The 20,184-nt window shown below is 72.3% G+C and carries 18 protein-coding genes; 12 read left to right on the forward strand and 6 right to left on the reverse strand.

All coding sequences use genetic code 11. The features are described 5' to 3' along the window. The first annotated feature begins 18 nt into the window (after positions 1 to 18). Positions 19 to 2,766 (forward strand): AfsR/SARP family transcriptional regulator, encoded by a 2,748-nt coding sequence (locus tag CRP55_RS33705; protein ID WP_245923562.1) that lies wholly within the window; start codon positions 19 to 21, stop codon positions 2,764 to 2,766. Here the strand turns inward: CRP55_RS33705 and CRP55_RS33710 are convergent. Continuing rightward, complete coding sequence (locus CRP55_RS33710; protein WP_097325550.1) at positions 2,763 to 5,696, reverse strand: ROK family protein; 2,934 nt, start codon at positions 5,694 to 5,696, stop codon at positions 2,763 to 2,765. The two genes, CRP55_RS33705 and CRP55_RS33710, sit on opposite strands and share 4 nt — an antisense overlap. A gap of 247 nt (positions 5,697 to 5,943) precedes the next feature. Between CRP55_RS33710 and CRP55_RS33715 the strand changes: the two genes are divergently transcribed. The 3 genes from CRP55_RS33715 (at position 5,944) to CRP55_RS33725 (ending at position 9,431) form a co-directional block, all read left to right on the forward strand. Continuing rightward, complete coding sequence (locus CRP55_RS33715) at positions 5,944 to 7,290, forward strand: MFS transporter (protein ID WP_245923548.1); 1,347 nt, start codon at positions 5,944 to 5,946, stop codon at positions 7,288 to 7,290. Positions 7,291 to 7,307: 17 nt separating this feature from the next. Then, entirely contained in the window at positions 7,308 to 9,065 is a 1,758-nt protein-coding gene (locus tag CRP55_RS33720; protein WP_101536227.1) for a glycoside hydrolase family 3 protein, read from the forward strand. A gap of 84 nt (positions 9,066 to 9,149) precedes the next feature. Then, on the forward strand, positions 9,150 to 9,431 hold the full coding sequence (locus CRP55_RS33725; RefSeq protein WP_143235084.1) for a hypothetical protein: 282 nt from the start codon (positions 9,150 to 9,152) through the stop codon (positions 9,429 to 9,431). A 39-nt stretch (positions 9,432 to 9,470) separates the two neighbouring features. On the opposite strand, the gene CRP55_RS33730 is transcribed toward CRP55_RS33725, so the two are convergent. Genes CRP55_RS33730 through CRP55_RS33745 form a run of 4 tightly spaced genes read right to left on the reverse strand, consistent with a single transcriptional unit; the run spans position 9,471 to position 12,376 of the window. After that, a complete protein-coding gene (locus tag CRP55_RS33730) occupies positions 9,471 to 10,172 on the reverse strand; it encodes a hypothetical protein (RefSeq protein ID WP_097325553.1) in 702 nt (233 codons plus the stop codon). Continuing rightward, positions 10,169 to 10,513, reverse strand: coding sequence for a helix-turn-helix domain-containing protein (locus tag CRP55_RS33735; protein ID WP_097325555.1), 345 nt, complete (start codon positions 10,511 to 10,513; stop codon positions 10,169 to 10,171). The genes CRP55_RS33730 and CRP55_RS33735 overlap by 4 nt, the downstream gene beginning before the upstream one ends. Continuing rightward, a complete protein-coding gene (locus tag CRP55_RS33740; RefSeq protein WP_143235086.1) occupies positions 10,510 to 11,451 on the reverse strand; it encodes a patatin-like phospholipase family protein in 942 nt (313 codons plus the stop codon). The genes CRP55_RS33735 and CRP55_RS33740 overlap by 4 nt, the downstream gene beginning before the upstream one ends. 52 nt (positions 11,452 to 11,503) lie before the next feature. Then, positions 11,504 to 12,376: an alpha/beta fold hydrolase gene (locus tag CRP55_RS33745; protein WP_097325781.1), complete on the reverse strand. Its 873-nt coding sequence runs from the start codon at positions 12,374 to 12,376 to the stop codon at positions 11,504 to 11,506. Positions 12,377 to 12,509: 133 nt separating this feature from the next. Between CRP55_RS33745 and CRP55_RS33750 the strand changes: the two genes are divergently transcribed. From CRP55_RS33750 to CRP55_RS33775, 7 genes are all read left to right on the forward strand, one after another. Next, positions 12,510 to 13,898 (forward strand): wax ester/triacylglycerol synthase family O-acyltransferase, encoded by a 1,389-nt coding sequence (locus CRP55_RS33750; RefSeq protein ID WP_097325559.1) that lies wholly within the window; start codon positions 12,510 to 12,512, stop codon positions 13,896 to 13,898. Between the two features lie 26 nt (positions 13,899 to 13,924). After that, positions 13,925 to 15,409: a long-chain-fatty-acid--CoA ligase gene (locus CRP55_RS33755; RefSeq protein WP_097325783.1), complete on the forward strand. Its 1,485-nt coding sequence runs from the start codon at positions 13,925 to 13,927 to the stop codon at positions 15,407 to 15,409. Between the two features lie 88 nt (positions 15,410 to 15,497). Beyond that, positions 15,498 to 16,472, forward strand: a complete 975-nt coding sequence (locus CRP55_RS33760) for an Acg family FMN-binding oxidoreductase (protein ID WP_097325561.1) — start codon at positions 15,498 to 15,500, stop codon at positions 16,470 to 16,472. A gap of 153 nt (positions 16,473 to 16,625) precedes the next feature. After that, the gene (locus CRP55_RS55100; protein ID WP_245923565.1) at positions 16,626 to 16,916 is read left to right on the forward strand and encodes a hypothetical protein; all 291 of its coding nucleotides are present in this window, start codon (positions 16,626 to 16,628) and stop codon (positions 16,914 to 16,916) included. Further along, positions 16,862 to 17,317 (forward strand): P-loop nucleotide/nucleoside kinase family protein, encoded by a 456-nt coding sequence (locus CRP55_RS55105; RefSeq protein ID WP_438865836.1) that lies wholly within the window; start codon positions 16,862 to 16,864, stop codon positions 17,315 to 17,317. Before CRP55_RS55100 ends, CRP55_RS55105 begins: the two co-directional genes overlap by 55 nt. Positions 17,318 to 17,519: 202 nt before the next feature. Then, positions 17,520 to 17,729 (forward strand): DUF1918 domain-containing protein, encoded by a 210-nt coding sequence (locus CRP55_RS33770; protein ID WP_097325563.1) that lies wholly within the window; start codon positions 17,520 to 17,522, stop codon positions 17,727 to 17,729. Further along, positions 17,726 to 18,229 carry a universal stress protein gene (locus CRP55_RS33775; RefSeq protein ID WP_097325565.1) on the forward strand — a complete coding sequence of 168 codons (504 nt, stop codon included), beginning with the start codon at positions 17,726 to 17,728 and terminating at the stop codon, positions 18,227 to 18,229. Before CRP55_RS33770 ends, CRP55_RS33775 begins: the two co-directional genes overlap by 4 nt. A 5-nt stretch (positions 18,230 to 18,234) precedes the next feature. On the opposite strand, the gene CRP55_RS33780 is transcribed toward CRP55_RS33775, so the two are convergent. Further along, positions 18,235 to 19,164 carry a universal stress protein gene (locus tag CRP55_RS33780; RefSeq protein WP_097325567.1) on the reverse strand — a complete coding sequence of 310 codons (930 nt, stop codon included), beginning with the start codon at positions 19,162 to 19,164 and terminating at the stop codon, positions 18,235 to 18,237. Positions 19,165 to 19,314: 150 nt separating this feature from the next. On the opposite strand from CRP55_RS33780, the gene CRP55_RS33785 reads away from it, so the two are divergent. Continuing rightward, entirely contained in the window at positions 19,315 to 20,181 is an 867-nt protein-coding gene (locus CRP55_RS33785; RefSeq protein WP_097325568.1) for a universal stress protein, read from the forward strand. Positions 20,182 to 20,184 lie beyond the last annotated feature (3 nt).

Here is a 20,184-nt window from a genome sequence, read left to right on the forward strand (position 1 = left end):
ATCGTGACCGTGATCGAGATGCGGGTTCTCGGTCCGGTCGAAGTGCTCCTCGACGGCGAGCCCATCGCCGTCCGCGGCAACCAGCCGCTCGCCGTGCTGGCGATCCTGGCCGCCGCCCGTGGCCGCCCGGTCGCCTCCGACCGGCTGATCGACCAATTGTGGGGCGCCGCGCCGCCGGCCGGGGCCGCGGCGGTGCTCCAGTCGCACGTGTCGCGGCTGCGGCGGGCGCTGGAACCACGCCGCCCACCGCGCGGGGCCGCCCAGCTGCTGGTGCGCGAGGCCGCCGGCTACGCGCTGCGGCTGCCCGCCGGGTCGCTCGACGCGAGCCGCTTCGAGCAGGCCCTGCGGGCGGCCGACGGGCTGCCGCCGGCCGGCGCGCTCGAGCGGCTCCGCGACGCGCTCCAGTTGTGGCGCGGCCGCCCGTACGAGCAGTTCGCCGACGACGAGTGGGCCGCCACCGAGACCGCCCGCCTCACCGAGCTGCACACCACCGCCCGCGAGCGCGCGGTCGACGCCCTGCTGCGCCTGGAGCGCACCGACGAGGCCGTCCCGGCCGCGCGGGCCCTCACCGGCGACGACCCGCTGCGCGGCGAGCCGTGGCGGCTGCTGGCGCTGGCGCTGTGGGCGGCCAGCCGGTCCGGCGAGGCCCTGGCCGTGCTCGGCGAGCACCGGCGCATCGTGGCCGCCGAGCTCGGCCTCGACCCCGATCCGGCGCTGGCCGCGCTCGAACAGGCCATCCGCGAGCAGCGGGCCGACGTGCTGGAGGCGGCCCTGCGGCCCGGGCCGAGCCCGGTGCGCCCGGCCCAGCTGCCCCGCCCTCAGCCGTCCTTCGCCGGGCGCTCCGACGAGCTGCGCCGCCTCGACCGGCACACGCCGGCCCTGATCGTGGTCAGCGGGACCGGTGGGGTCGGCAAGACCACCCTGGCCGTGCGGTGGGCCCACCACGCGGCCGCCCGCTATCCGGACGGGCAGTTGTACGTCGACCTGCGCGGCTTCGGGCCGGAGGACGCGGCGGCCGACCCGGGCGACGTGCTGGCGGCGTTCCTGGGCGCGCTGGGCGTGCCCGACCAGCGGATCCCGCCGTCGGTGCCGGAGCGGACCGCGCTGTTGCGCAGCGTGCTCGCCGCCCGGCGGATGCTGCTGGTGCTCGACAACGCCCGCGACGCCGACCAGGTGCGGCCGCTGCTGCCCGGCAACCCGGACTGCGCGGTCGTGGTCACCAGCCGCAGCCACCTCATCGACCTCATCGTCACCGACGGGGCCTATCCGATGCGGCTGGACGCCTTCCGGCCGGCCGAGTCGGTGGCCTATCTGCGCCGGCGTCTCGGCGACGAGGTGGTCGACGCCGACCCGAAAGCGCGCGACGCCATCGTGGAGCGCTGCGGCGGGCTGCCGCTGGCGCTGGCGCTGGTCTGCGCCCGCGGCGCCTTCCCGCTGGCCGAGATCGACGCCGAGCTGGCCTACGCCGAAGGGCTGGACGGCTTCGCGGTGCCGGGCGTGAAACACGACCTGCGGGCGGTGTTCTCCTGGTCGTACCGGCGGCTGGTGCCGTTGGCGGCGCGGATGTTCCGGCTCGTCGCGCTGCATCCGGGTCCCGATCTGAGCGTGGCGGCGGCGGCCGCGCTGGCCGGCACGGAGCCGGCCGTGGCCCGCATGCTGCTGCGGCGTCTGACCGACGCGCATCTCGTCGCCGAGGACCGGCCCGGGCGCTTCGTGCTGCATGATCTCGTCCGGGCGTACGCCAAAGAGACGGCCGGAAGGGTCGACCCGGCGCAAGAGCGCGACGCTGCCGTGACCCGCCTCCTGGATTTCTATCTGCATTCGTCGCGGAACGCGGCGCAGACGCAATATCCGTACCGCCGCCCGGTGATGGTCGGCCCGCCGCCGCCCGGGATCTCGGCCCTGCACTTCCCCGACGCGCCGGCGGCTATCGCTTGGCTCGACGATGAGTACGAGAACATCCTGTCGCTGGTGAACCTCGTTTCCCGCCCCGCCTATTTGTCGGCTTTCACGTGGACGTTAGCGTCCTATCAGCAGGACATCCGCTTCCATCTCGCCGACTCGATGGCGCTCGCGACCGACGCCCTTCAGGTCACCGACGACCTCTGGTGGGCCGGCTACCTGCGATCCGTCCTGGGCCGCGGCCTGCTGCGGATGAACCGGCACGCGGAAGCCCGGGCCGAGCTGGAGAAGGCGATCGCGATCGGCCGCGAGATGGACGATCCCGGCCGGGTGGCGCACGGGCTGCTCAGCGTCGCCGTCTCGATAGTGACCGTGCACGACGTGCCGACCCGGGCGCAGGCCGAGGCCGCCTATCCGTACGCGGTCGAGGCCCGCGACAACTACCTGCGGATGGGCAGCGAGCAGGGCGCCGTCGAGGTGGCCGACGCGCTGCACCCGATCGCCTGGTACCACGCCCACCAGCCGGACGGGCACGGCGAGGCGCGGCGCCTGTTCGAGGAGAGCATCGCCATCAACGAGCGCTGGCGCAACGCGTACGGCGCGGCGGGCAGCTGGATGCAGCTGGCCCGTTTCCATCAGCACACGGGCGATCTGACCGCGGCTGTCGCCGCTTTCCGGCAGGCCATCGATTTGTACGGCGAGGTGGCCGACCTGCGCATCGAGCCATTGATCGGGTTGTACGGGTGTCATCGCGCCGCCGGAGACCTGGACGAGGCCGCCCGCACACGCGACGAGGTCGTGCGCCTGCTGGAGACGGCCCGCTACCCGGACCTGGCCCGCTTGTCGGAGATGCTGAACCTCTAGGGCAGCAACGACTCGATCGCGCCGAGCACCTCGGCGTCGAGGGTCAGGCCGCTGCGGACGACAGTGAGCTCGGCGGTGACAGCCTGCGTGCAGTGCCGCATCAGCGACTCGCGGATGCCCTCCTCGACGTACGGCCCGGCCACGCCGTAACGGCCACCGACGACCACCACGGCCGGGTTGAGCATGTTGGTGAGCGGGGCCACCGAGCGGCCGATCAGCCGACCCGCGTCGAGCAGCGCCCGCTGAGCCGGGCGGTGCCCGTGTGCGGCCAGCTTGAGCAGACGCTCCTCCGGATCCTCGGACTCGCGGATGAAAGGCGCGGCGTCGAGCACGGCCCCGAACGAGGCCGGCGACAGAAAGGTGGAAAGGCAGCCGCGGCTACCGCAGACGCAGAGCGGCCCGACCTCGCGCACGTTGAGGTGGCCGACCTCGCCGGCGTAGCCGAGCGCACCCCGGTACATGCGGCCGCCGGCCACGATGCCGGCCCCGGTGAACTGGTCGGCCCGCAGATAGAGCACGTCGCGGGCGCCGACGGCGGCGCCCCGGCGCACCTCGGCCAGGGCGGCCAGGTCGGCGTTGTTCTCGACCCGGCAGGGCACACCGAGCACCTCGGTGATGACCTCAGCCGGAGCGAATCCGGAGAACATCGGCAGGATCCCGCGCGTGCCGAAGCTCCCGGTGTGCGGATCGACGGGCGCGGGAACGCTCAGCCCAACCTCACGCAGATCCCCGACAGCGTGGCCGTTCTCGGTCAGCAGCCCCGCGATCAGCTCCGCGGCCAGCCGAACCGGCGCCTCACCGGTCAGCGTCATCGGAATCGGATGGGCGGCCTGATGCAGCACGGCCCCCGCCCCATCGGCGATGACGACCCTGATCCCGTACGCGCTGATCGCCGCCCCCGCCAGCAGTTCCTTGGGCGTCACGAGGCGGAACCCGGGCGAGGGCCGCCCCGACCGCCCTTGCTCAGGCGGCAGATCGCAGGGCTCGACCACCCCTTCGCGGCTCATCTCGTCCAGCAGCTCAACCACCGCGGCCCGGGGAAGCTTCGTCAGCCGCACAACATCACTACGAGCCATGGCCCCATGCATCCGCAACAGCTCAGTGATCCGCACACGCCGAGCCCCTCGCTCCCGCTGCCGCGGCGAAACACTCCGCTGCGCGTGCTCTTCCCGCCCACCGCGCCGAACGGCCTCCCCGGCCAGATCACCCCGCCCCGCCTCGCCAGACCCGCCGCCCGGCACCGCCCCACTCAGCCCGCCATGCGCGGCCCCGCCTGGCCTGCCGCCACCCGATACCTCGCCGACCCCATCGCCTCGTGCCGCCTCACTCGGCCCACCTTGCACGGCCTCGCCCGTACCCGACGCCTCATCCTCCCGTCCGTACATTTCCGATTTGTCGCCCAATTTGAATCGCGTCGCCTCACTCGGCCCACCTTGAGCGGCTCCGCCCGCACCCGACGCCTCATCCTCCCTTCCGGACATTTCCAGTTTGTCGCCCGAATTGAATCGCGTCGCCTCGCTCGATCCCCCATGCGCGGCCTCGCTTGCGCCCGACGAGCCACTCTCTCGTCCAGACATTTCGGATTTGCCGCCCGCATCGGTCGGCAAGGACGGCGCGGAGGACGGCAAAGACGGCGCGGAGGAAGGCAGTGGCGGCGCGGAGGAAGACAAGGACGGTGCGGAGGACGGCAAAGACGGCGCGGAGGAAGGCAGTGGCGGCGCGGAGGAAGGCAAGGACGGTGCGGAGGACGGCAAAGACGGCGCGGAGGAAGGCAGTGGCGGCGCGGAGGAAGGCAAGCGACTCAACGCGGCGGCGATCGCGCCGAGCAAAGCGGCGCGGCCCGCCAGGGTGCCGGCGTGGATCTCGGTGTGCTCGGCGACTGCGGGCTGGGCGTAGCGAAGGAGTGACTCTCGGACTCCGGCGACGATCGGGCCGTCCTCGGTGATCAGCGGGCCGTCCAGGACGACCAGGGCCGGGTTGATCGTGTTGGCCAGGTCGGCGACGACCCGGCCGATCATGCGGCCCGCGTCGGCCAGGACGCGCTGGGCTATCGCGTCGCGGTCGGCCAGCTCGAGGGCCCGCTCCGCGCTGACCGCCGATCCGTAACTGTTCGACAGGGCGCCCAGCAGCTCGCGTGGGGCGGCGATCGTCTCCAGGCAGCCACGGTTGCCGCAGCGGCACAGGGCGCCCGTCTCGTCCACCTGCACGTGGCCGATCTCGCCGGCCACGCCGGTCGCGCCCCGGTGCACCTCGCCGTCGAGCAGCAGGCCGCAGCCGATGCCGGAGGCGATCCGGAGGTAGCAGACGTCGCGCCGGCCCCGGGCCACCCCGTGGGTGACCTCGCCCAGCAGGCTCAGGTTGGCGTCGTTGAGCACGGCCACCCCGTGCCCCAACCGGCGGCGCAGCTCGGACCCGGCCGCGAAGCCGGCCCACCCGGGCAGCACGCTGCTGGTGTGCACGACCCCGCCCGCCACCGGCGCCGGCAGTCCGATGACGGTCAGCCAGACACGCCGGCCGGCCGGAACACACTCCGTGATGAGCGCGGCGAACTCGTCCAGGATCTCCCCCGGCGCCGCCCCCGCCAGGGCGCGGCTGCGCTCCACCTCGATCTCCCCGGTCAGACCGGCCACGGCCACCCGCGCCGCCGCTATGCCGGGGCCGCCGCCGGCCGAGTCGAGGATCGCCCCCACCACGTAACCCGCGGCCGGCCCGAGCGACAGCAACCGCGCCGGCCGGCCCTGATGGCCGGCCGCCACCGGATCCGACTCGACCAGGGCCTCGGCCGCCAGCAGCTTGGTGAGCAGTCCGTTCACGGTCTCGCGGGCCATGCCGGTGCGACGGATGAGGTCGGTGCGGCTGATCGGGCCGGCGTCGCGGACCGTGGCCAGCACCAGGTCACGTCCGGTGATTTGCGCGGGACGGGTCGCCATCGCCGAAGCGTACAACCAAGTTTTGCTTGTTTTCTCGGTTAACCCGGCGGTGACCCACAACACCTGACGCCGCTGCCCCGAAAGGTCTCAGAAATAACCGAGGAAGAAGACGAATCAGAGCCTCCGGACGGCCGATCAACCTCTGGTTTGGCGTTAATCGGCTCATTACCCTCGAGATATCAGGTGGTAACGAGCCGGGCCCGGCAAGGTACCTGTCCCCCATTCCTTGAGTGCCAAGGAGGTTGCGATGACCGAGTTGCCACCGGCCGCCGCTCTGCAGACCGCCGACCCCTCGCTGAACGACCGGATGATCGATCAGGTGAACCCGATCAGCGGCGTCCCGCTGAAAATCGTGCCCGCTGACGAAAAGCAGGACGCGCCGAAGCGCCTGATCACCGCGATGGCGCTCGCGCAGTTCGGCGCCTACCTGACGATCATGACGCCGGTCGTGGTCACCCTCTCCGTCCGCGTGGCCGAGATCGCCCCGGACAACAAGGCCTCAGCGCTGAGCGCCGTGCTGTCGGTGGGTGCGCTGCTCGCTCTCGTCGGCAACCCGTTCTTCGGCGCCATGAGCGACCGCACCCGGTCGCGCTTCGGCCGCCGCCGCCCCTGGCTCATCGGCGGCATGATCGCCGGTCTGCTCGGCCTCGCCATCGTCGCCACCGGCGGCTCGATCCCGGTCCTCACCCTCGGCTGGGCCGTCACGCAGCTCGGCGTCAACGCCACCCTCGCCACCCTGACCGCGCTGCTACCCGACCAGGTGCCGGCCCATCAGCGCGGCCGCGTCGGCGGCATCCTCGGCCTGATGACCTCGATCGCGATCCTCGCCGGCACCGCCCTGGCCGCCCTGCTCTCCGGGCACACCTTCGCGATGTTCATGGTGCCGGCGGTCATCGGCACCCTGACCGTGGCGCTGCTCATCTCGATCCTCAAGGACCGCCCGGCCGCCGCCGGCCAGCACGAGAAGTACGACTTCAAGGAATTCCTCCGTACGTTCTACGTGAACCCGCGCCGGTTCCCCGACTTCTCCTGGAACCTGCTCAGCCGCTTCCTGATCTGGATGGGCATCGCCAGCGTCACGACCTACCAGTCGTACCTGCTGATCGACCGTTTCGGGTACACCACCGACAACGTCGCCACCGCCGTGCTGATCGCCACGCTGCTCACCACGGCCGGCATGGTCGGGGGCTCGACGATCGGCGGATGGCTCTCCGACCGTACGGGAAATCGCAAGCCCTTCGTCCTCATCGCCGGCGTCGTCATCGCGGTCTCCCTGCTCGGCATCGCGGTCAGCCACAGCTTCGCGCTGTTCCTGGTCTCGGTTCTCGTGTTCGGCGTCGGCGAGGGCCTCTACCTGGCCGTCGACCTGGCCCTGGCCACCGAGGTGCTGCCCAACCCGGACGACGCGGCCAAGGACATGGGCGTGCTGAACATCGCCAACGCCCTGCCCCAGTCGCTGGTGCCGATCCTGGCCGCCCCGATCCTGGCCATCGGCTCCAGCGACAGTGAGAACTACGGCCTGCTCTTCCTGCTCGGCGCGATCGTCGCCATCGTCGGCTCCCTGCTGGTCCGCCTCGTCCGCGGCGCCCGCTGAAATCCTGGAGGCTCCTCATGAACCCGTACCAGAACCCCGCACTCCCCATCGAGGACCGGATCAGCGACCTCATCGGCCGGATGACCCTCGAGGAGAAGGCCGGCCTGATGTTCCACACGATGGCCGCGGTCAACGCCGACGGCACCCTCTTCGAGCCCTCGGGCGACGGCGGCATGTTCCCGTCGACCCGCTGGCTCGTCGAGGACAAGCTCATCAACCACGTCAACATCCTGACGATGGGCCCGGTCGCGCCGGCGAAGATCGCGGAGTGGCACAACCGGATCCAGGAGCTCGCGGCGAACACCCGGCTCGGCATTCCGGTCACGGTCTCGACCGATCCCCGGCACGGCTTCATCGACAACCCGGCCACCTCGGCCGCGGCCGGCGGATTCTCGGTCTGGCCGGAGCCGATCGGGCTGGGTGCGACCAAAGACCCTTCCCTCGTACGCGAATTCGCGGACATAGCGCGGCGGGAGTACCTGGCGGCCGGAATCCGGGTCGCCCTGCACCCGATGGCCGACCTGGCCACCGAGCCCCGCTGGGCCCGCACCAGCGGCACGCTCGGCTCCGACCCGGCGACGGTGGCGGAGCTGCTGAAGGCGTACATCGAAGGCTTTCAAGGTCCTTCGCTCGGCCCGGACAGCGTCGCCACGATGGTGAAGCACTTCCCGGGGGCGGGACCGCAGATGAACGGCGAGGACGCCCATTTCCCGTACGGGCGCGAGCAGGTCTACCCGGGCGGTCGGTTCGCCGAGCACCTGGAGCCGTTCGAGGCCGCCTTCGAGGCGGGCGCGGCGCAGATCATGCCGTACTACGGGATGCCGATCGGCACGTCGTACGAGGAAGTCGGTTTCGGTTTCAACAAGGGCATCATCGAGGGCCTGCTGCGCGGCCGGTACGGCTTCGACGGTGTCGTCTGCACGGACTGGGGCCTGGTGACGGACGCCGACGACGTGTTCGGCGCGCCGATGCCGGCCCGCGCGTGGGGCGTGGAAGACCTGTCCCGTCTCGACCGGGTGTACCGCATCATCGAGGCCGGCGCCGACCAGCTCGGCGGCGAGTACTGCCCCGAGCTGATCGTCTCGCTGGTTTCATCGGGCCGCGTTCCGTTGTCTCGCATCGACGAGTCGGCGCGCCGCATTCTGCGCGACAAGTTCCGGATGGGCCTGTTCGACGACCGCCGGTACGTCTCGGTTACCGGTGCGGCAGAGGAGATCGGCCGTCCGGCGTACGTGGCCGCGGGTCTCGAAGCGCAGCGGCGCTCCATCGTGGTGCTCCAGTCGTCGGTGCTGCCCCTGTCGGAAGGCATCAACGTCTACGTCGACGGCGTCGACCCGGACGTGGCCGCCCGCTACGCCAAGGTGGTGGCGACACCGGCCGAGGCCGACATCGCCGTCGTGCGCCGGCACGCCCCGTACGACGACACCCGGACCACCGGCTTCGAGACCTTCTTCCACGCCGGCCGCCTCGACTTCACCGACGCCGAGCTGGCCCCGGTTCTGGAGGTCACCGACGCCGTCCCCACGGTCGTCGACGTCCTACTCGACCGCCCGGCGGTGCTGACGCCGCTGGCATCCCGGGCCGCCGCTTTGACCGGCAACTTCGGCGCTTCCGACGAGGCGTTGTTCGACATCCTCTTCGGCCGCACCAAGCCTTCGGGCACCTTGCCGTTCGAGCTGCCCCGCTCCATGGAGGCCGTGGTGGCTTCCCGCGAGGACGTCCCGAACGACACCGAGGATCCCCTCTTCCCGTACGGACACGGCCTCACGCTTTGAGGCCGTCCTCCGGGACTTCCGGCCCTGACGCTGTTAGCGGATCGCAGCTAACGTGCTAACTGAGGGGAAGGGAGGCGACAGAACATGACTACCGCAAGCAGCAAGACGGTCCGAGCGGTGCCCCCGGCCAAGCCCGACACTCACCCCGAGGATCGCCGGGTGCGAACGCGCCGGATCGGGCGTGAGATCGGCATCTTGGCGGTGAACGTCTACGAGCGCGGTGTCTTCGACGTGGTGGCGTTCGAGAAGGATGCGGCGAAGATCGCGCCGTACCCGTGGATGAGGTCCGTGCTCGCCACGAGCGCCGGACTCGTCGAGGACGTCGGCGCGGCCTACGTCAAGACAGCCCGCCAGGTGCTCAGGTGAACGACGGCGAATCGACCCGGGATCGGCTCCCGGGTCGATTCACGCTCCGAGGGCCGGCGGCCGGCGAAACCACCGGGCGAGCAGAATGCCGCCTACGATCAAGGTGAGCCACGTGAGGCCGATGGCGGCGACCTCGTAGCGGGCCTCGAGGTCAGCCCCGTAGGCGACGGCGAAGAGGGGCAGCGCCGCAACGGTGAGACCGCCGCCGACCATCAGCACCCACCGCAGCCCGAGTTCGAGCCGCGCCGGGCCGGTGAACGCCGCGGCGATCGTCAACAGGGCCGCGCCGAGCAGCAGGTAGCCCACGTTCTCCAGGGCGATGAACACCCCGTGCGGGTTGTACTGAGACAACAGCGACAACCCCGCCGTCTCACCACGCTCCAGGCTGGGTTGCAGCACGGTGAGCTGAACGACGTAGTCGGTCAGCAGAACCGTGGTGGCACCGACGGCGAACCCGGCGGCGATCGCGCTGAACACCACTCTCGTCGCTTGATGCACGCAGATCACCAGCACCAGGGCGAGGACGACGAGCACCGACTGCGGGTACATCCACCAGTAGTCGCGCGGACTGAAGGCCGCCACATCGGTGTACGGATAGACCACGCATCCGTTGCCGCAGTAGGGTCCCGAGCGGGCGGGGGTGGTGCCGCCGAGGGCGGCGGCGACGAGCGCGACGACCACAGTGGCCAGCGCGGTGGCCGTCCCCAGCGTTGCGACCGGGCTCCGGCTCCCGGAGGTCATCGGCGCCCACCGCCTCGGCCGGCGTCCGCGCTCGCCACGAAGGCCAGGTAGACCTCGCTCAGCGCCTGACGATGCCGAGGGCTCAGGCGCGGGTCCTCGGCGATGGCCGCCAGAACCGCTGAGGGGCGCTGACGCGAGGCCGACTCGCCGCGCAGCGCGTCGGCGGTGGTCCGCAGGGAGGCGGCGATGGCCTCCAGCACCCGGTCCGACGGAGCGCGCAGGCCACGCTCGATCTGAGACAGGTACGGCCCGGAGATGCCGACCATGGACGCGAACTGCCGCAACGGCAACTCGGCGAGCTCGCGCCGGTTGCGGATGATCTCGCCGAGGGTGGGGCTCACGCCGCCACGCGCAAGGCGGCCGGGACAGTGGCCTGCGCGGTGCGCAGCACCTCGTGCCGCCGGCGCCCGTCCATCAGGTTGAGGCCGATGGCCGCCAGGTCGTCCGGCCCCGGGGTGAGGACGACCACCCGGGTGCCGGCCCGCTCGACCTTGCGCCGCTCGGCGTCGAGCTGGGCGGCGAAGAACTGCCGCATCAACCGCTCGGCCCGCCAGGAGGGCCGCCGCGGCCGGTCGGTGCGATGACTCGCCATCGGCGCCAGTACATAGACCTCGTCGAGTTCCCCGGCCCGCAGCAGGTCGAGGGAGGCGGACGAGCGCACTCCCCCGTCGACGTAACGGCGATCGCCGATGGTGGCCGGGCGGTGCCAGCCGGGTATGGAGCAGGACGCCACGACGGCGTCCGGCAGACGGGCCGGCGGGCTGCCGGGGCGGCCGAACACCACCCGGCGGCCACGCTCGTAGTCAACGCTGACGATCCAGGTGTCGCGCGTGGGCCAAGCTTGCGGATCGTCACTGACCAGGGTGTTCACGTATCGGCGCAGGGTGTGGTGCTCGGACCGGCCCTGGGGCACGAACGCACTGGCCAGCGCCTGGGGATGGACGCTGTGCGGCGCGAGCGCGGCGGTGGCCAGCATCCGGGCCGATCCGAGGCGCAGCCGTGGTGGTGGGGGCAGCCGCCCGGAGTCGTGCTCGAACTCGTGGGCGCCGGGCAGGTCCGCCGCGTCCTCGCCGAGCTGATGGGCGATGAGGTCGGACGGGGTGAAGCCGTGCCGGAGGGCGGCGGCGACGATGCTGCCGGCGCTGGTGCCGATGATGACGTCGGCCTGGCTCAGGGGACGGCCGATCCGCTCCTCGACGGCGGTCAGCCCGCCGATGGTCCACGCGGCGCCGAGTGTCCCTCCGGCGCCGAGCACCAGTCCCACGCGTTTGCCGGCCATCGCGCTCACCGTCCCCTCGGAGGTGACCCAGGACACAATGGTGCCACGGCGGTCAGGTCGCCGCCCACTGCCCGGACAATGCGGCTATTTCGTCCACGATGGCCGGCTGGAGCGCGGTGGGCAGGTCGTGCCCCATGCCGGGGAACACGACGAGCTTCGCGCCCGGGATCGCCCGGGCCGTGGCCCGGCCGCCGGAGAGCCGCACCAGCGGGTCGGCGTCCCCGTGCACGACCAGCGCCGGCAGGCGAAGGCCGCGCAGCAGGGGCCGGCGATCGGCGGCCAGGACGATCGCGGCGAGCTGACGGCGAACCCCGTCCGGGTCGTGCGCCCGGTCGTAGCTGCGGGCGGCGACGTCGCGCAGCCAGTCCTCGTCGAGCGGATGGCCCGGTGACCCGATGATCCGGAAGATGCGGACCATGTGCTCGGCCGCCTCGGCCCGGTCACGCGCCGAGGAGTACAGCAGCGCCGGCAGAGCCCGCGGATGCGGACGGCCGATGTGCGGGGACGGAGTCGAGGACAGCGAGGTCAGGGTCCGTACCCGGCCGGGATGAAGCACGGCGGCGAGTTGGGCGATCATCCCGCCCAGCGACACTCCGACCACGTGAGCGCTGGGCCAGCCGAGCGCGTCGAGCACCGCCACGGCATCGCCCGCCATGTCGGGCAGCCCGTACCCGGGCCGGCGGGTGAGCAGCACGCGGGGCGAGGCCAGGCCCGGGCCGCTCAGGTGAGTGGACCCGCCGACGTCACGGTTGTCGAAACGGGCGACCCGGAAGCCCCGCGCGACGAGCAGGTCGCGAAAGCTCTCGGGCCAGAACAGCATCTGCAGTCCCAGCCCCATGACGAGCAGGACCGGCGTCCCGTCGGCCGGGCCCTCCACCTCGTACGCGATCTCGACCGCACCGTGTCTCGCCACACCCGACGTCATGCTCTTAAGCCTCACGCGACGCCGGCCCACACGGTAGGAGGCGAACGTCGGGCCCACCGGGTCGTCCGGCCCTGGCTCGCGCCGCACCGGCGGAAGACGGTGGAGAAAGGTGACGACCGCGAGGAGGAGCACCGTGGACTACCTCAGCCCGCTGGACACGTCCTTCCTGGACGCCGAGGATCAGGATCCGCACGCGTCGCTCGCCATCGCCTCCGTCGCGGTGCTCGACGGCCCGGCGCCGGGCCAGGCCGAGTTCGCCGAGGCGATCCGCGGCCGGCTGGCGCTGGTGCCGCGCTATCGGCAGAAGGTCCGGCGGGTGCCGTTCAACCTCGGCCGCCCGATCTGGGCCGACGACCCGCACTTCGACCTCGACTTCCATCTGCGCCGTACGGCGCTGCCCGAGCCCGGCGACGACGCCGCCCTCGAGCGCCTGATCGGCCGGATCATGTCGCAGCGCCTGGACCGTGAACGGCCGCTGTGGGAGGACTGGCTCATCGAGGGCCTGCCCGAGGGCCGCTGGGCTCTGATGTCCAAGGTGCACCACTGCATGCTCGACGGCATCGGGGGCAACGAGCTGTACCGCCTGATCTGCGACACCAAGCCGGAGCCACGCCGGCCGGTACCCGACCAGTGGCGGCCCGCGCCCGAGGAGGCCACGGTCGATCTGACCCTGGACGCGCTGGGACAGTGGGCCCGTCTCCCGTTCGACCAGGCACGCTGGATCACCGGCGCGGTCCGTGACCCGGGCGGCGCCGCCCGGCGGGTCGGCGACGCCGCCCGCGGCGCGGCCGCCCTGGCCGCGGCGTTCCTGCCGGCACCCGTCACCACGCTCGCCGGTCCACTCGGCCACGCGCGCCGCTACGCGGTGGCGCGCATGCCACTGCCGGAGATCACTGCGGTCGCCAAGGCCCACGGCGCCACGATGAACGACGTCTACCTGGCCGCGGTCGCCGGCGCCTTCCGCGGCCTCCTGCTGGCACGCGGCGAACAGCCGGAAGCCGGCGCCATCCGCACCCTGGTCCCGGTCAGCGTGCGATCGGCCGAGGCCCGCCACGTGCTCGACAACCGCGTCTCGTCCCTGCTGCTCGAGCTGCCGATCGAGATCGAGGACGCGGCCGGGCGGTTGCGGGCGGTCCGCGAGCGCATCACCGAGCTGCGGGGGCGGCACGAAGTCGAAGCGGGCGTGGCGCTCGTCGCCATGGCGGAGCAGGAGCCGTTCGCCGCGGTGTCGTTCTTCGTCCGCGGCGCCCTGCGCATGCCCCAGCGCGGGCTCGCGACCGTGACGACCAACGTGCCGGGACCGCGGGGCCGGCTGTACATCCTGGGCCGGCCGATCCGGGAGATCCTGCCCTATGTCCCGATCGCCGAGCGCATGCGCATCGGCGTCGCCGTGATGACCTACGCAGGACAGGCCGCGTTCGGCGTCACCACCGACTTCGCCTCGGTGCCGGAGGCCGGCGAGTTCGCCGAGGCCGTCGTCGACGAGGTCCGCGGGCTCCACCCCGCGCCCCAGCTCACCTGACCGCCCACCCGGAAGGGGTGACCGACATGCTGAACCTGGCCGTGATCCTGCGAGAGTCGGCGGAAAGCCGCCCGGACGCCCCCGCGGTGATGCACGACGGAGGAACCATCACCTACGCGGAGCTGGACGCCCGCTCGGACGCCGTCGCCGCGGCGCTCACCGCCCGCGGCATCGGACCCGGCGTGGCGGTGGCGCTCCAGCTGCCCAACATCCCGGCGTTCCCCACCGCCTTCTACGGCATCCTCAAGGCCGGCGGGGTCGTCGTGCCGATGAACGTGCTGCTGCGCGCTCCCGAGATCGCCCATCAGCTCCGCGATTCCGGCGCCAAGTCGTTCATCACCTGGGCCGGTGTCGCCGCCGAGGCGGCCAAGGGCGCGGCCGAGGCGGGGCTGCCCGAGCCGTACGTCGTCGACGGCTCGATCGACGAGCTGACGGTACCCGTCACCGAGCCGTTCCCCCTGTGCTCCCGGGAGCCGGGCGACACCGCCGCCATCGTCTACACCTCGGGGACGACCGGCCTGCCCAAGGGCGCCGAGCTGACCCACTTCCAGATGTACATGAACGCCGACATCCCCGGCCGGATCTTCGCCATCGAGCCGGACGACGTCGTGCTGACGGTCCTGCCGCTGTTCCATGTGTACGGCATGTCGAGCGCCATGAACCTCGGCATCCGCTTCGGGGCCGCGCTGTCCCTGGTGCCACGGTTCACCCCGGAGAAGGTGCTGGCCACGATCGAGCGCGACCGGGCGACCATCTTCGACGGCGTGCCGACCATGTTCGGCGCGCTGCTCGCCCACGCCGGCGAGCACGACTACGACACCTCGTCGCTGCGTGTGTGCGTGTCGGGCGGGGACGCCATCCCGGCTCACCTGCTCGACGCCTTCGAGGAGCGGTTCGGGGTACCGATCCTGGAGGGGTACGGCATGACCGAGACCGCCTCCACCATCACGTTCAACCCGGGGCCCGACGACCGGCGTGCGTACAGCGTCGGCAAGCCCGTGTGGGGCGTACAGGTGCAGGTGTGGGACGCGGCCGGCCGTCGCCTGCCGCCCGGCCGTGAGCACATCGGTGAGCTCGTCACGCGCGGCTACAACGCCATGCGCGGCTACCACGGGCAGCCGGCCGCCACCGCCGAGGCGTACGACCGCGGCTGGTTGCGCACCGGCGACCTCGGCTACGCCGACGAGGACGGCTTCCTCTACATCGTCGACCGCAAGAAGGAGCTCATCATCCGGGGCGGCTACAACGTCTATCCGCGCGAGGTGGAGGAGGTCCTGTACCGCCACCCGGGCGTGCTCGAGGCGGCGGTCGTCGGCGTGCCCGACGAGCGACTCGGCCAGGAGGTCAAAGCGATCATCGTCCGGCGGCCCGGTCACACGCCTTCGGAGCGGGAGATCGTCGACTACTGCCGGGACCGGGTGGCCGCCTACAAGTACCCGCGGCTGGTCGAGTTCCGCGACGTGCTGCCACTGTCGAGCACGGGCAAGGTCCTCAAGAAGGACCTGGCCTGAGGTCCCGGCGGTAGGGGCCGGGCGGCTCTGCCGTCGCGGGTCGCCGGTGGTCAGGCTCGAAGAGGACCGCCCTGTGAAGGGAGCAACGATGTCCTCGACGCCTGACCTCACCGATCCGCTCGTCCGCGCCGCCGTCTTCGCCGGGCGGGCCCCGTCGCTGCACAACAGTCAGCCCTGGCACTGGCGTCTGCGCTCCGGCGTGCTCGAGCTCGGCCTCGAGCCGCGCCGGCTGCTGCGGGTGACCGATCCGGCCGGGCGGCTGGCGATGCTCAGCTGCGGCGCCGCGCTGCACCACGCGCTGATCCACCTCGCGGCCGACGGCTTCCGGGCCGCGGTGATCCAACTGCCGGACCCCGCGGATCCGTACCTGCTCGCCCGGATCGAGATCCGCGGCCCGGCCGCCCCGAGCCATGACGCGGCCCGCTTGGTAAGGGCCGCGTCGAAGCGGCACACGGACCGACGCAACGACCCCGGCCCCCCACTCGACATCCACCAGGTCCATACCGTCCAGCAGGCGATCCGGCACCACGACGCCGGGCTCATGACGCTGCGCCTGAACCAGATGTACGCCGTGGCCCAGGCCGCCGAGCTCGCGCAGGACGTCGAGGCCGCCGACCCCGAATGGCAGGTGGAGATCGCCGGCTGGGTCGGCGGCGACCGGCCGTCGCACACCGGGGTGCCCACATCGGCCTTGCCGGCCGACCCGCACCTGCTGACCGCACCCGCCCGTGCCCTGCGCCGCGCCGGGTCGGTGCTGCTCGACGAGTCGCGCGGCCCGGCGGCGACCTTCACTGTCCTGCACACCGCCCACGACGGGCGGCGGGACTGGCTGACCGCCGGTGTGGCGCTGTCGGCCGGCTGGCTCACGGCGGCCCACATCGGTGTCGCCGTCCTGCCGCTCAGCGTCGTCACCGAGGTGGCGGGCGGCCGCGACCGCATCCGCAGCCTGCTGAACTGGTCGGCCTACCCGCACCTGGTGCTGCGGCTCGCGACCGAGTCGGACCGCCCGCCCGATCCCGCGACGCCGCGCCTGCCGAACTCGGAGATCATCTCCATCGGCTGATTCCGGAGGCACAACGATGACCTCGAACGACCATGCGGCCCTGCTGGAGACGCACGCCGCGGTGCTGTTCTTCCTCGGCGACCGGGCCTACGTCTTCTGCCTGCCCGACGACCCCCGCCCGCTGGACTGCCTGGAGTTCGACGACCGGCTGCGGTGGCTCGACCCGCGCCGCCGTCGCTGCGGCACCACTACATCGCCTACCGCGCCTACGCACGCACCAAAGTGGCCTGTCTGCGGCACGCCCAAGGCGATCCGTCCGCCGCGGCGGACGTCATCGGCTACCCCGGGCTGGCTCTTCAGCACCTGCGTGCCGGCGAGGTGCGCCTGGTCCTGGTCAGGGGCGCGCCGGGCACGGGCAAGAGCACCCAGCCGGGCGGCTCGCCGACCGGCTGGGTGCGGCGGTCCTCTCCAGCGACCGGATCCGCAAGGAGATCGCCGGCCTGACGCCGGAGCGCAGCGCGGCCGCCGGCTGGCGAGAGGGCATCTACACCGCCGAGTGGACCGACCGCACCTATCACGAACTGCTCGACAGGGCTCGCCGCCTGCTCGAACGGGGCGAAAGTGTGGTGTTGGACGCGTCCTGGTACGCGCCCCGGCGGTGTGAGGCGGCACGCGACCTCGCCCAGCACGCCCGCGGCGCGCTGCACGAGATCCGATGCACGGCCACCACGGCGACCGTCGCCGAGCGGCTCGCCCGACGGCACAGTGGCGTCTCGGACGCGGACGCCGTCATCGCCTCGGCGATGAGCGCCTCGTTCGCGCCGTGGCCGGAGGCGGTCGAGATCGCCACCGAAGAAGACCCGGACAAGTCGCTGGCGAGGGCCTGCACAACCGTCGAGACGTGAGCACACCGGGGACGGGACCAACGGCCCTGCCGGATGCCGGCTCACGCGGGGAGGCTGGAGAGGAACCCATCGGATGCCGGAAGGCGCGGCGGCGGGACCAGTCAGACGGCCAGCGCGCCGCAAGACCCACCGTGGAGAACGGCACCGGCCGCGCGTCGCCACCGCATCCGGTGGGTTCCCTACCGTCGGAGGTGACCCTGTCATGATCGCTCGAATCGGCGACCGGATCGTTGTGGAAGGCACCCATCTCGGCGACAACCGCCGGATCGGCGTGATCACCGCGGTGGCCCACGCCGACGGCCGGCCTCCGTACGAGGTCCGCTGGCTCGACGACGGCCGCACCAGCTTGATCTTCCCTGGCCCTGAGGCCCGGATCGAGCAGGCCGCCGGCGGAGCGAACGGACAGCCATGACCACGCCCGCCGAGGCGCCCGTCGTCGTGGGTGTCGACGGCTCGCCGGAGAGTCTGGCCGCGGTGGAGGTCGCAACCGTCGAGGCGGCGCTGCGCCATCGGCGGCTCCATCTCGTGCACGCGCGCGCGTGGCCCCCGTTCGGAGTGCTGGCGAGCCCGCAGATGGCCGCCTCTTTCGACGAGGCCTGTCACGCCCGCGCCGAATGCCTGATGACAGCGGCCGTCGCCCGGGCCGGCGACTACGCTCCCGGCCTGCCCATGACGACTCGGATCGTCTCCGGGGCGGCGGCCGACGTGCTGGTGGAAGAGAGCCGTACGGCCGTGATGGTCGTCATCGGCCGCCACCGGACCGGTCCGTTCCGGTCGCTGACGACCGGCCCGGTCGAGCGCCTGCTGCTCCGCCGCTCCGCCTGTCCGGTGCTGGTCGTCCACGCGCCACAAACCCCCCGGCGGATCGATCATGATCGAACGGCGGGCGGCCCGGTGCGGGGCATCTCGTAGGAAACTCAGTGCGCCGCCGTGCGCCCGGGCTTCGTCATCGCGGCCGGGGCGGTCTCGGACCAGCCGGGCGGGACCAGGACGGTCGGGCTGGTCGCCCGCACGCCCGCCCGCGACTGGCGCGCGCTGCACAGCAACTCGGCGAAACTGCCGCTGCGGCCGGTCCCGGCGACCACGAGACGACTGCGGTGCAGGGCGCGCTCGATGGTGAACGCCATGTCGAAGTCGTTGACCACCAGGTGGTCGACCGGAACAGCGGGGAACCGTGCGGTCCAAGCGGACAGCGTCTCGGCCAGTGCCCGCTCGGCCGCCGCACGCTCCTCGGCGTACGCACCCTTCGGCACCGTCACCGGTGTGCCCTCCTGGGCGCCGGGCCGCATCCACATGTGCACCGCGACCAGTGGGGCGCTGACCAGCGACGCCCGCGCGAACGCGTACGCGAGCGTGCCCTCGCCCTCCGGACGGGCCGACGTGGCCACCACGACGGGACCGTCGGCGGGAACGCTGCCGCGGTACACCATCATGGGGCAGGAGCTGTGATAGGCCAGATAGGCGGTCGTCGAACCCCAGGCCGGCCGCGCGAAGGCGTCGTCACGGTGCCCCACCACGAGCAGCCGGGCCCGCGCCGAGGCCTGGGTGAGCAGATTGGCGGCATTGCCGTCGAGCAGCTCCGTGCGCACCCGGATCCGTGGGTCGGTCAGGCGGGCACGGCTGGTCAACAGGTCCAGCAGCCGCTCGGCGTCGGCACGCGAGGGCACCGCTCCGCGACCGCGATAGGCGCCGGTGTAGCGGCCCGGCCAGACATGCACGAGAAGAAGCGGGGCCCGGTACAGGGCCGCCTCGGCCGCCGCGAGGTCGACCAGGGCTGGACCCGAGCGCGAGCCGTTCACACCGACCATGACCGGCCGGTTTCGAGGTGTCGACACGTCGCTGTGCATAGTCGCAGGCTATGCCCACGCCCGGGCCCGGGGTCACGGCCGATCGGCACGTTCGCCCCGGGGCTTGCAGCCCGTCCGATCGGGACCTCACGCTCTGACCGGCCGCGCCGGCGCGCCCGACGATCGAAGGAGATCGAAGGGAGAGCAGCCATGAGGAATCCGAGCATCGTCGTGGGCACCGACGGCACCGACTGCGGCACCTCGGCCGTCGAGTGGGCGGCGGCCGAGGCGCTACGACGCCGGGCACCGCTGCACATCGTGCACGCCTTCGACTGGGACTGGACCGAGTCACGCCTGGACATCGGCAATGAGTACATCGACGTCGCACGTCTGCTGGCCGAAGGCGTCGTGTCGGCGGCCCACGATCGGGCCCGGGCCCTGGCGCCGGAGCTCGAGATCGAGACGGACACCCTGATCGGGCACGCCGCTGCCCGGCTCGTCGAGGTGTCGCGAGGCGCTCAGCTCCTCGTCGTCGGCAGTCGTGGCCGGGGCGGTTTCGCCGGGCTCCTGCTCGGCTCGGTCAGTCAGCGCATGGCCACGCACGCGCCCTGCCCGGTCGTCGTCGTCCGTGGGCACGCCATGCCGGACGGGCCGGTCGTGGTCGGCGCCGACGACTCGGCGGGCACCGACCACGTGCTGGAGCACGCCTTCGAGGCCGCGGCCACGCGGGAGGCCTCCCTCACGGTCGTCCGGTCCTACCTGCCGGTCATTCCGCTCTGGCTCGCCGATGTCCGGCCGGCCGATGTGGACACGCCCTCGCAGGACGCGGACGAGCGCGCCCGCCTGGACGAGCTGCTCACCCCATGGATCACGAAATACCCACAGGTGAAAGTCGACGTCGTGCTCACACATGACAGCGCGGCCGCCGCGCTCGTCGCCGCCTCCGCGACCGCGCAGCTCGTCGTCATCGGCAGTCACGGGCACGGTGTGATCGGCGGGGCGCTTCTGGGCTCGGCCGGGTTCCCGCTGCTGCACCACGCGAAGTGCCCGGTTCTCGTCGTCCGGCCGGAGGCCTGAGCC

It is taken from the genome of Paractinoplanes atraurantiacus (genome assembly GCF_900215205.1).
GTDB lineage: Bacteria > Actinomycetota > Actinomycetes > Mycobacteriales > Micromonosporaceae > Actinoplanes > Actinoplanes atraurantiacus.

Excerpts from the sequence above, each read along its gene's own strand:
- CRP55_RS33760 (WP_097325561.1), top strand. The coding sequence starts at position 15,498 with ATGTCCTCGACGCCTGACCTCACCGATCCGCTCGTCCGCGCCGCCGTC.
- CRP55_RS33705 (WP_245923562.1), top strand. The coding sequence starts at position 19 with ATGCGGGTTCTCGGTCCGGTCGAAGTGCTCCTCGACGGCGAGCCCATC.
- CRP55_RS33710 (WP_097325550.1), bottom strand. The coding sequence starts at position 5,696 with ATGGCGACCCGTCCCGCGCAAATCACCGGACGTGACCTGGTGCTGGCC.
- CRP55_RS33755 (WP_097325783.1), top strand. The coding sequence starts at position 13,925 with ATGCTGAACCTGGCCGTGATCCTGCGAGAGTCGGCGGAAAGCCGCCCG.
- CRP55_RS33785 (WP_097325568.1), top strand. The coding sequence starts at position 19,315 with ATGAGGAATCCGAGCATCGTCGTGGGCACCGACGGCACCGACTGCGGC.
- CRP55_RS33725 (WP_143235084.1), top strand. The coding sequence starts at position 9,150 with ATGACTACCGCAAGCAGCAAGACGGTCCGAGCGGTGCCCCCGGCCAAG.
- CRP55_RS33745 (WP_097325781.1), bottom strand. The coding sequence starts at position 12,376 with ATGACGTCGGGTGTGGCGAGACACGGTGCGGTCGAGATCGCGTACGAG.
- CRP55_RS33780 (WP_097325567.1), bottom strand. The coding sequence starts at position 19,164 with ATGCACAGCGACGTGTCGACACCTCGAAACCGGCCGGTCATGGTCGGT.
- CRP55_RS33775 (WP_097325565.1), top strand. The coding sequence starts at position 17,726 with ATGACCACGCCCGCCGAGGCGCCCGTCGTCGTGGGTGTCGACGGCTCG.
- CRP55_RS33715 (WP_245923548.1), top strand. The coding sequence starts at position 5,944 with ATGACCGAGTTGCCACCGGCCGCCGCTCTGCAGACCGCCGACCCCTCG.
- CRP55_RS33740 (WP_143235086.1), bottom strand. The coding sequence starts at position 11,451 with ATGGCCGGCAAACGCGTGGGACTGGTGCTCGGCGCCGGAGGGACACTC.
- CRP55_RS33730 (WP_097325553.1), bottom strand. The coding sequence starts at position 10,172 with ATGACCTCCGGGAGCCGGAGCCCGGTCGCAACGCTGGGGACGGCCACC.
- CRP55_RS33720 (WP_101536227.1), top strand. The coding sequence starts at position 7,308 with ATGAACCCGTACCAGAACCCCGCACTCCCCATCGAGGACCGGATCAGC.
- CRP55_RS33770 (WP_097325563.1), top strand. The coding sequence starts at position 17,520 with ATGATCGCTCGAATCGGCGACCGGATCGTTGTGGAAGGCACCCATCTC.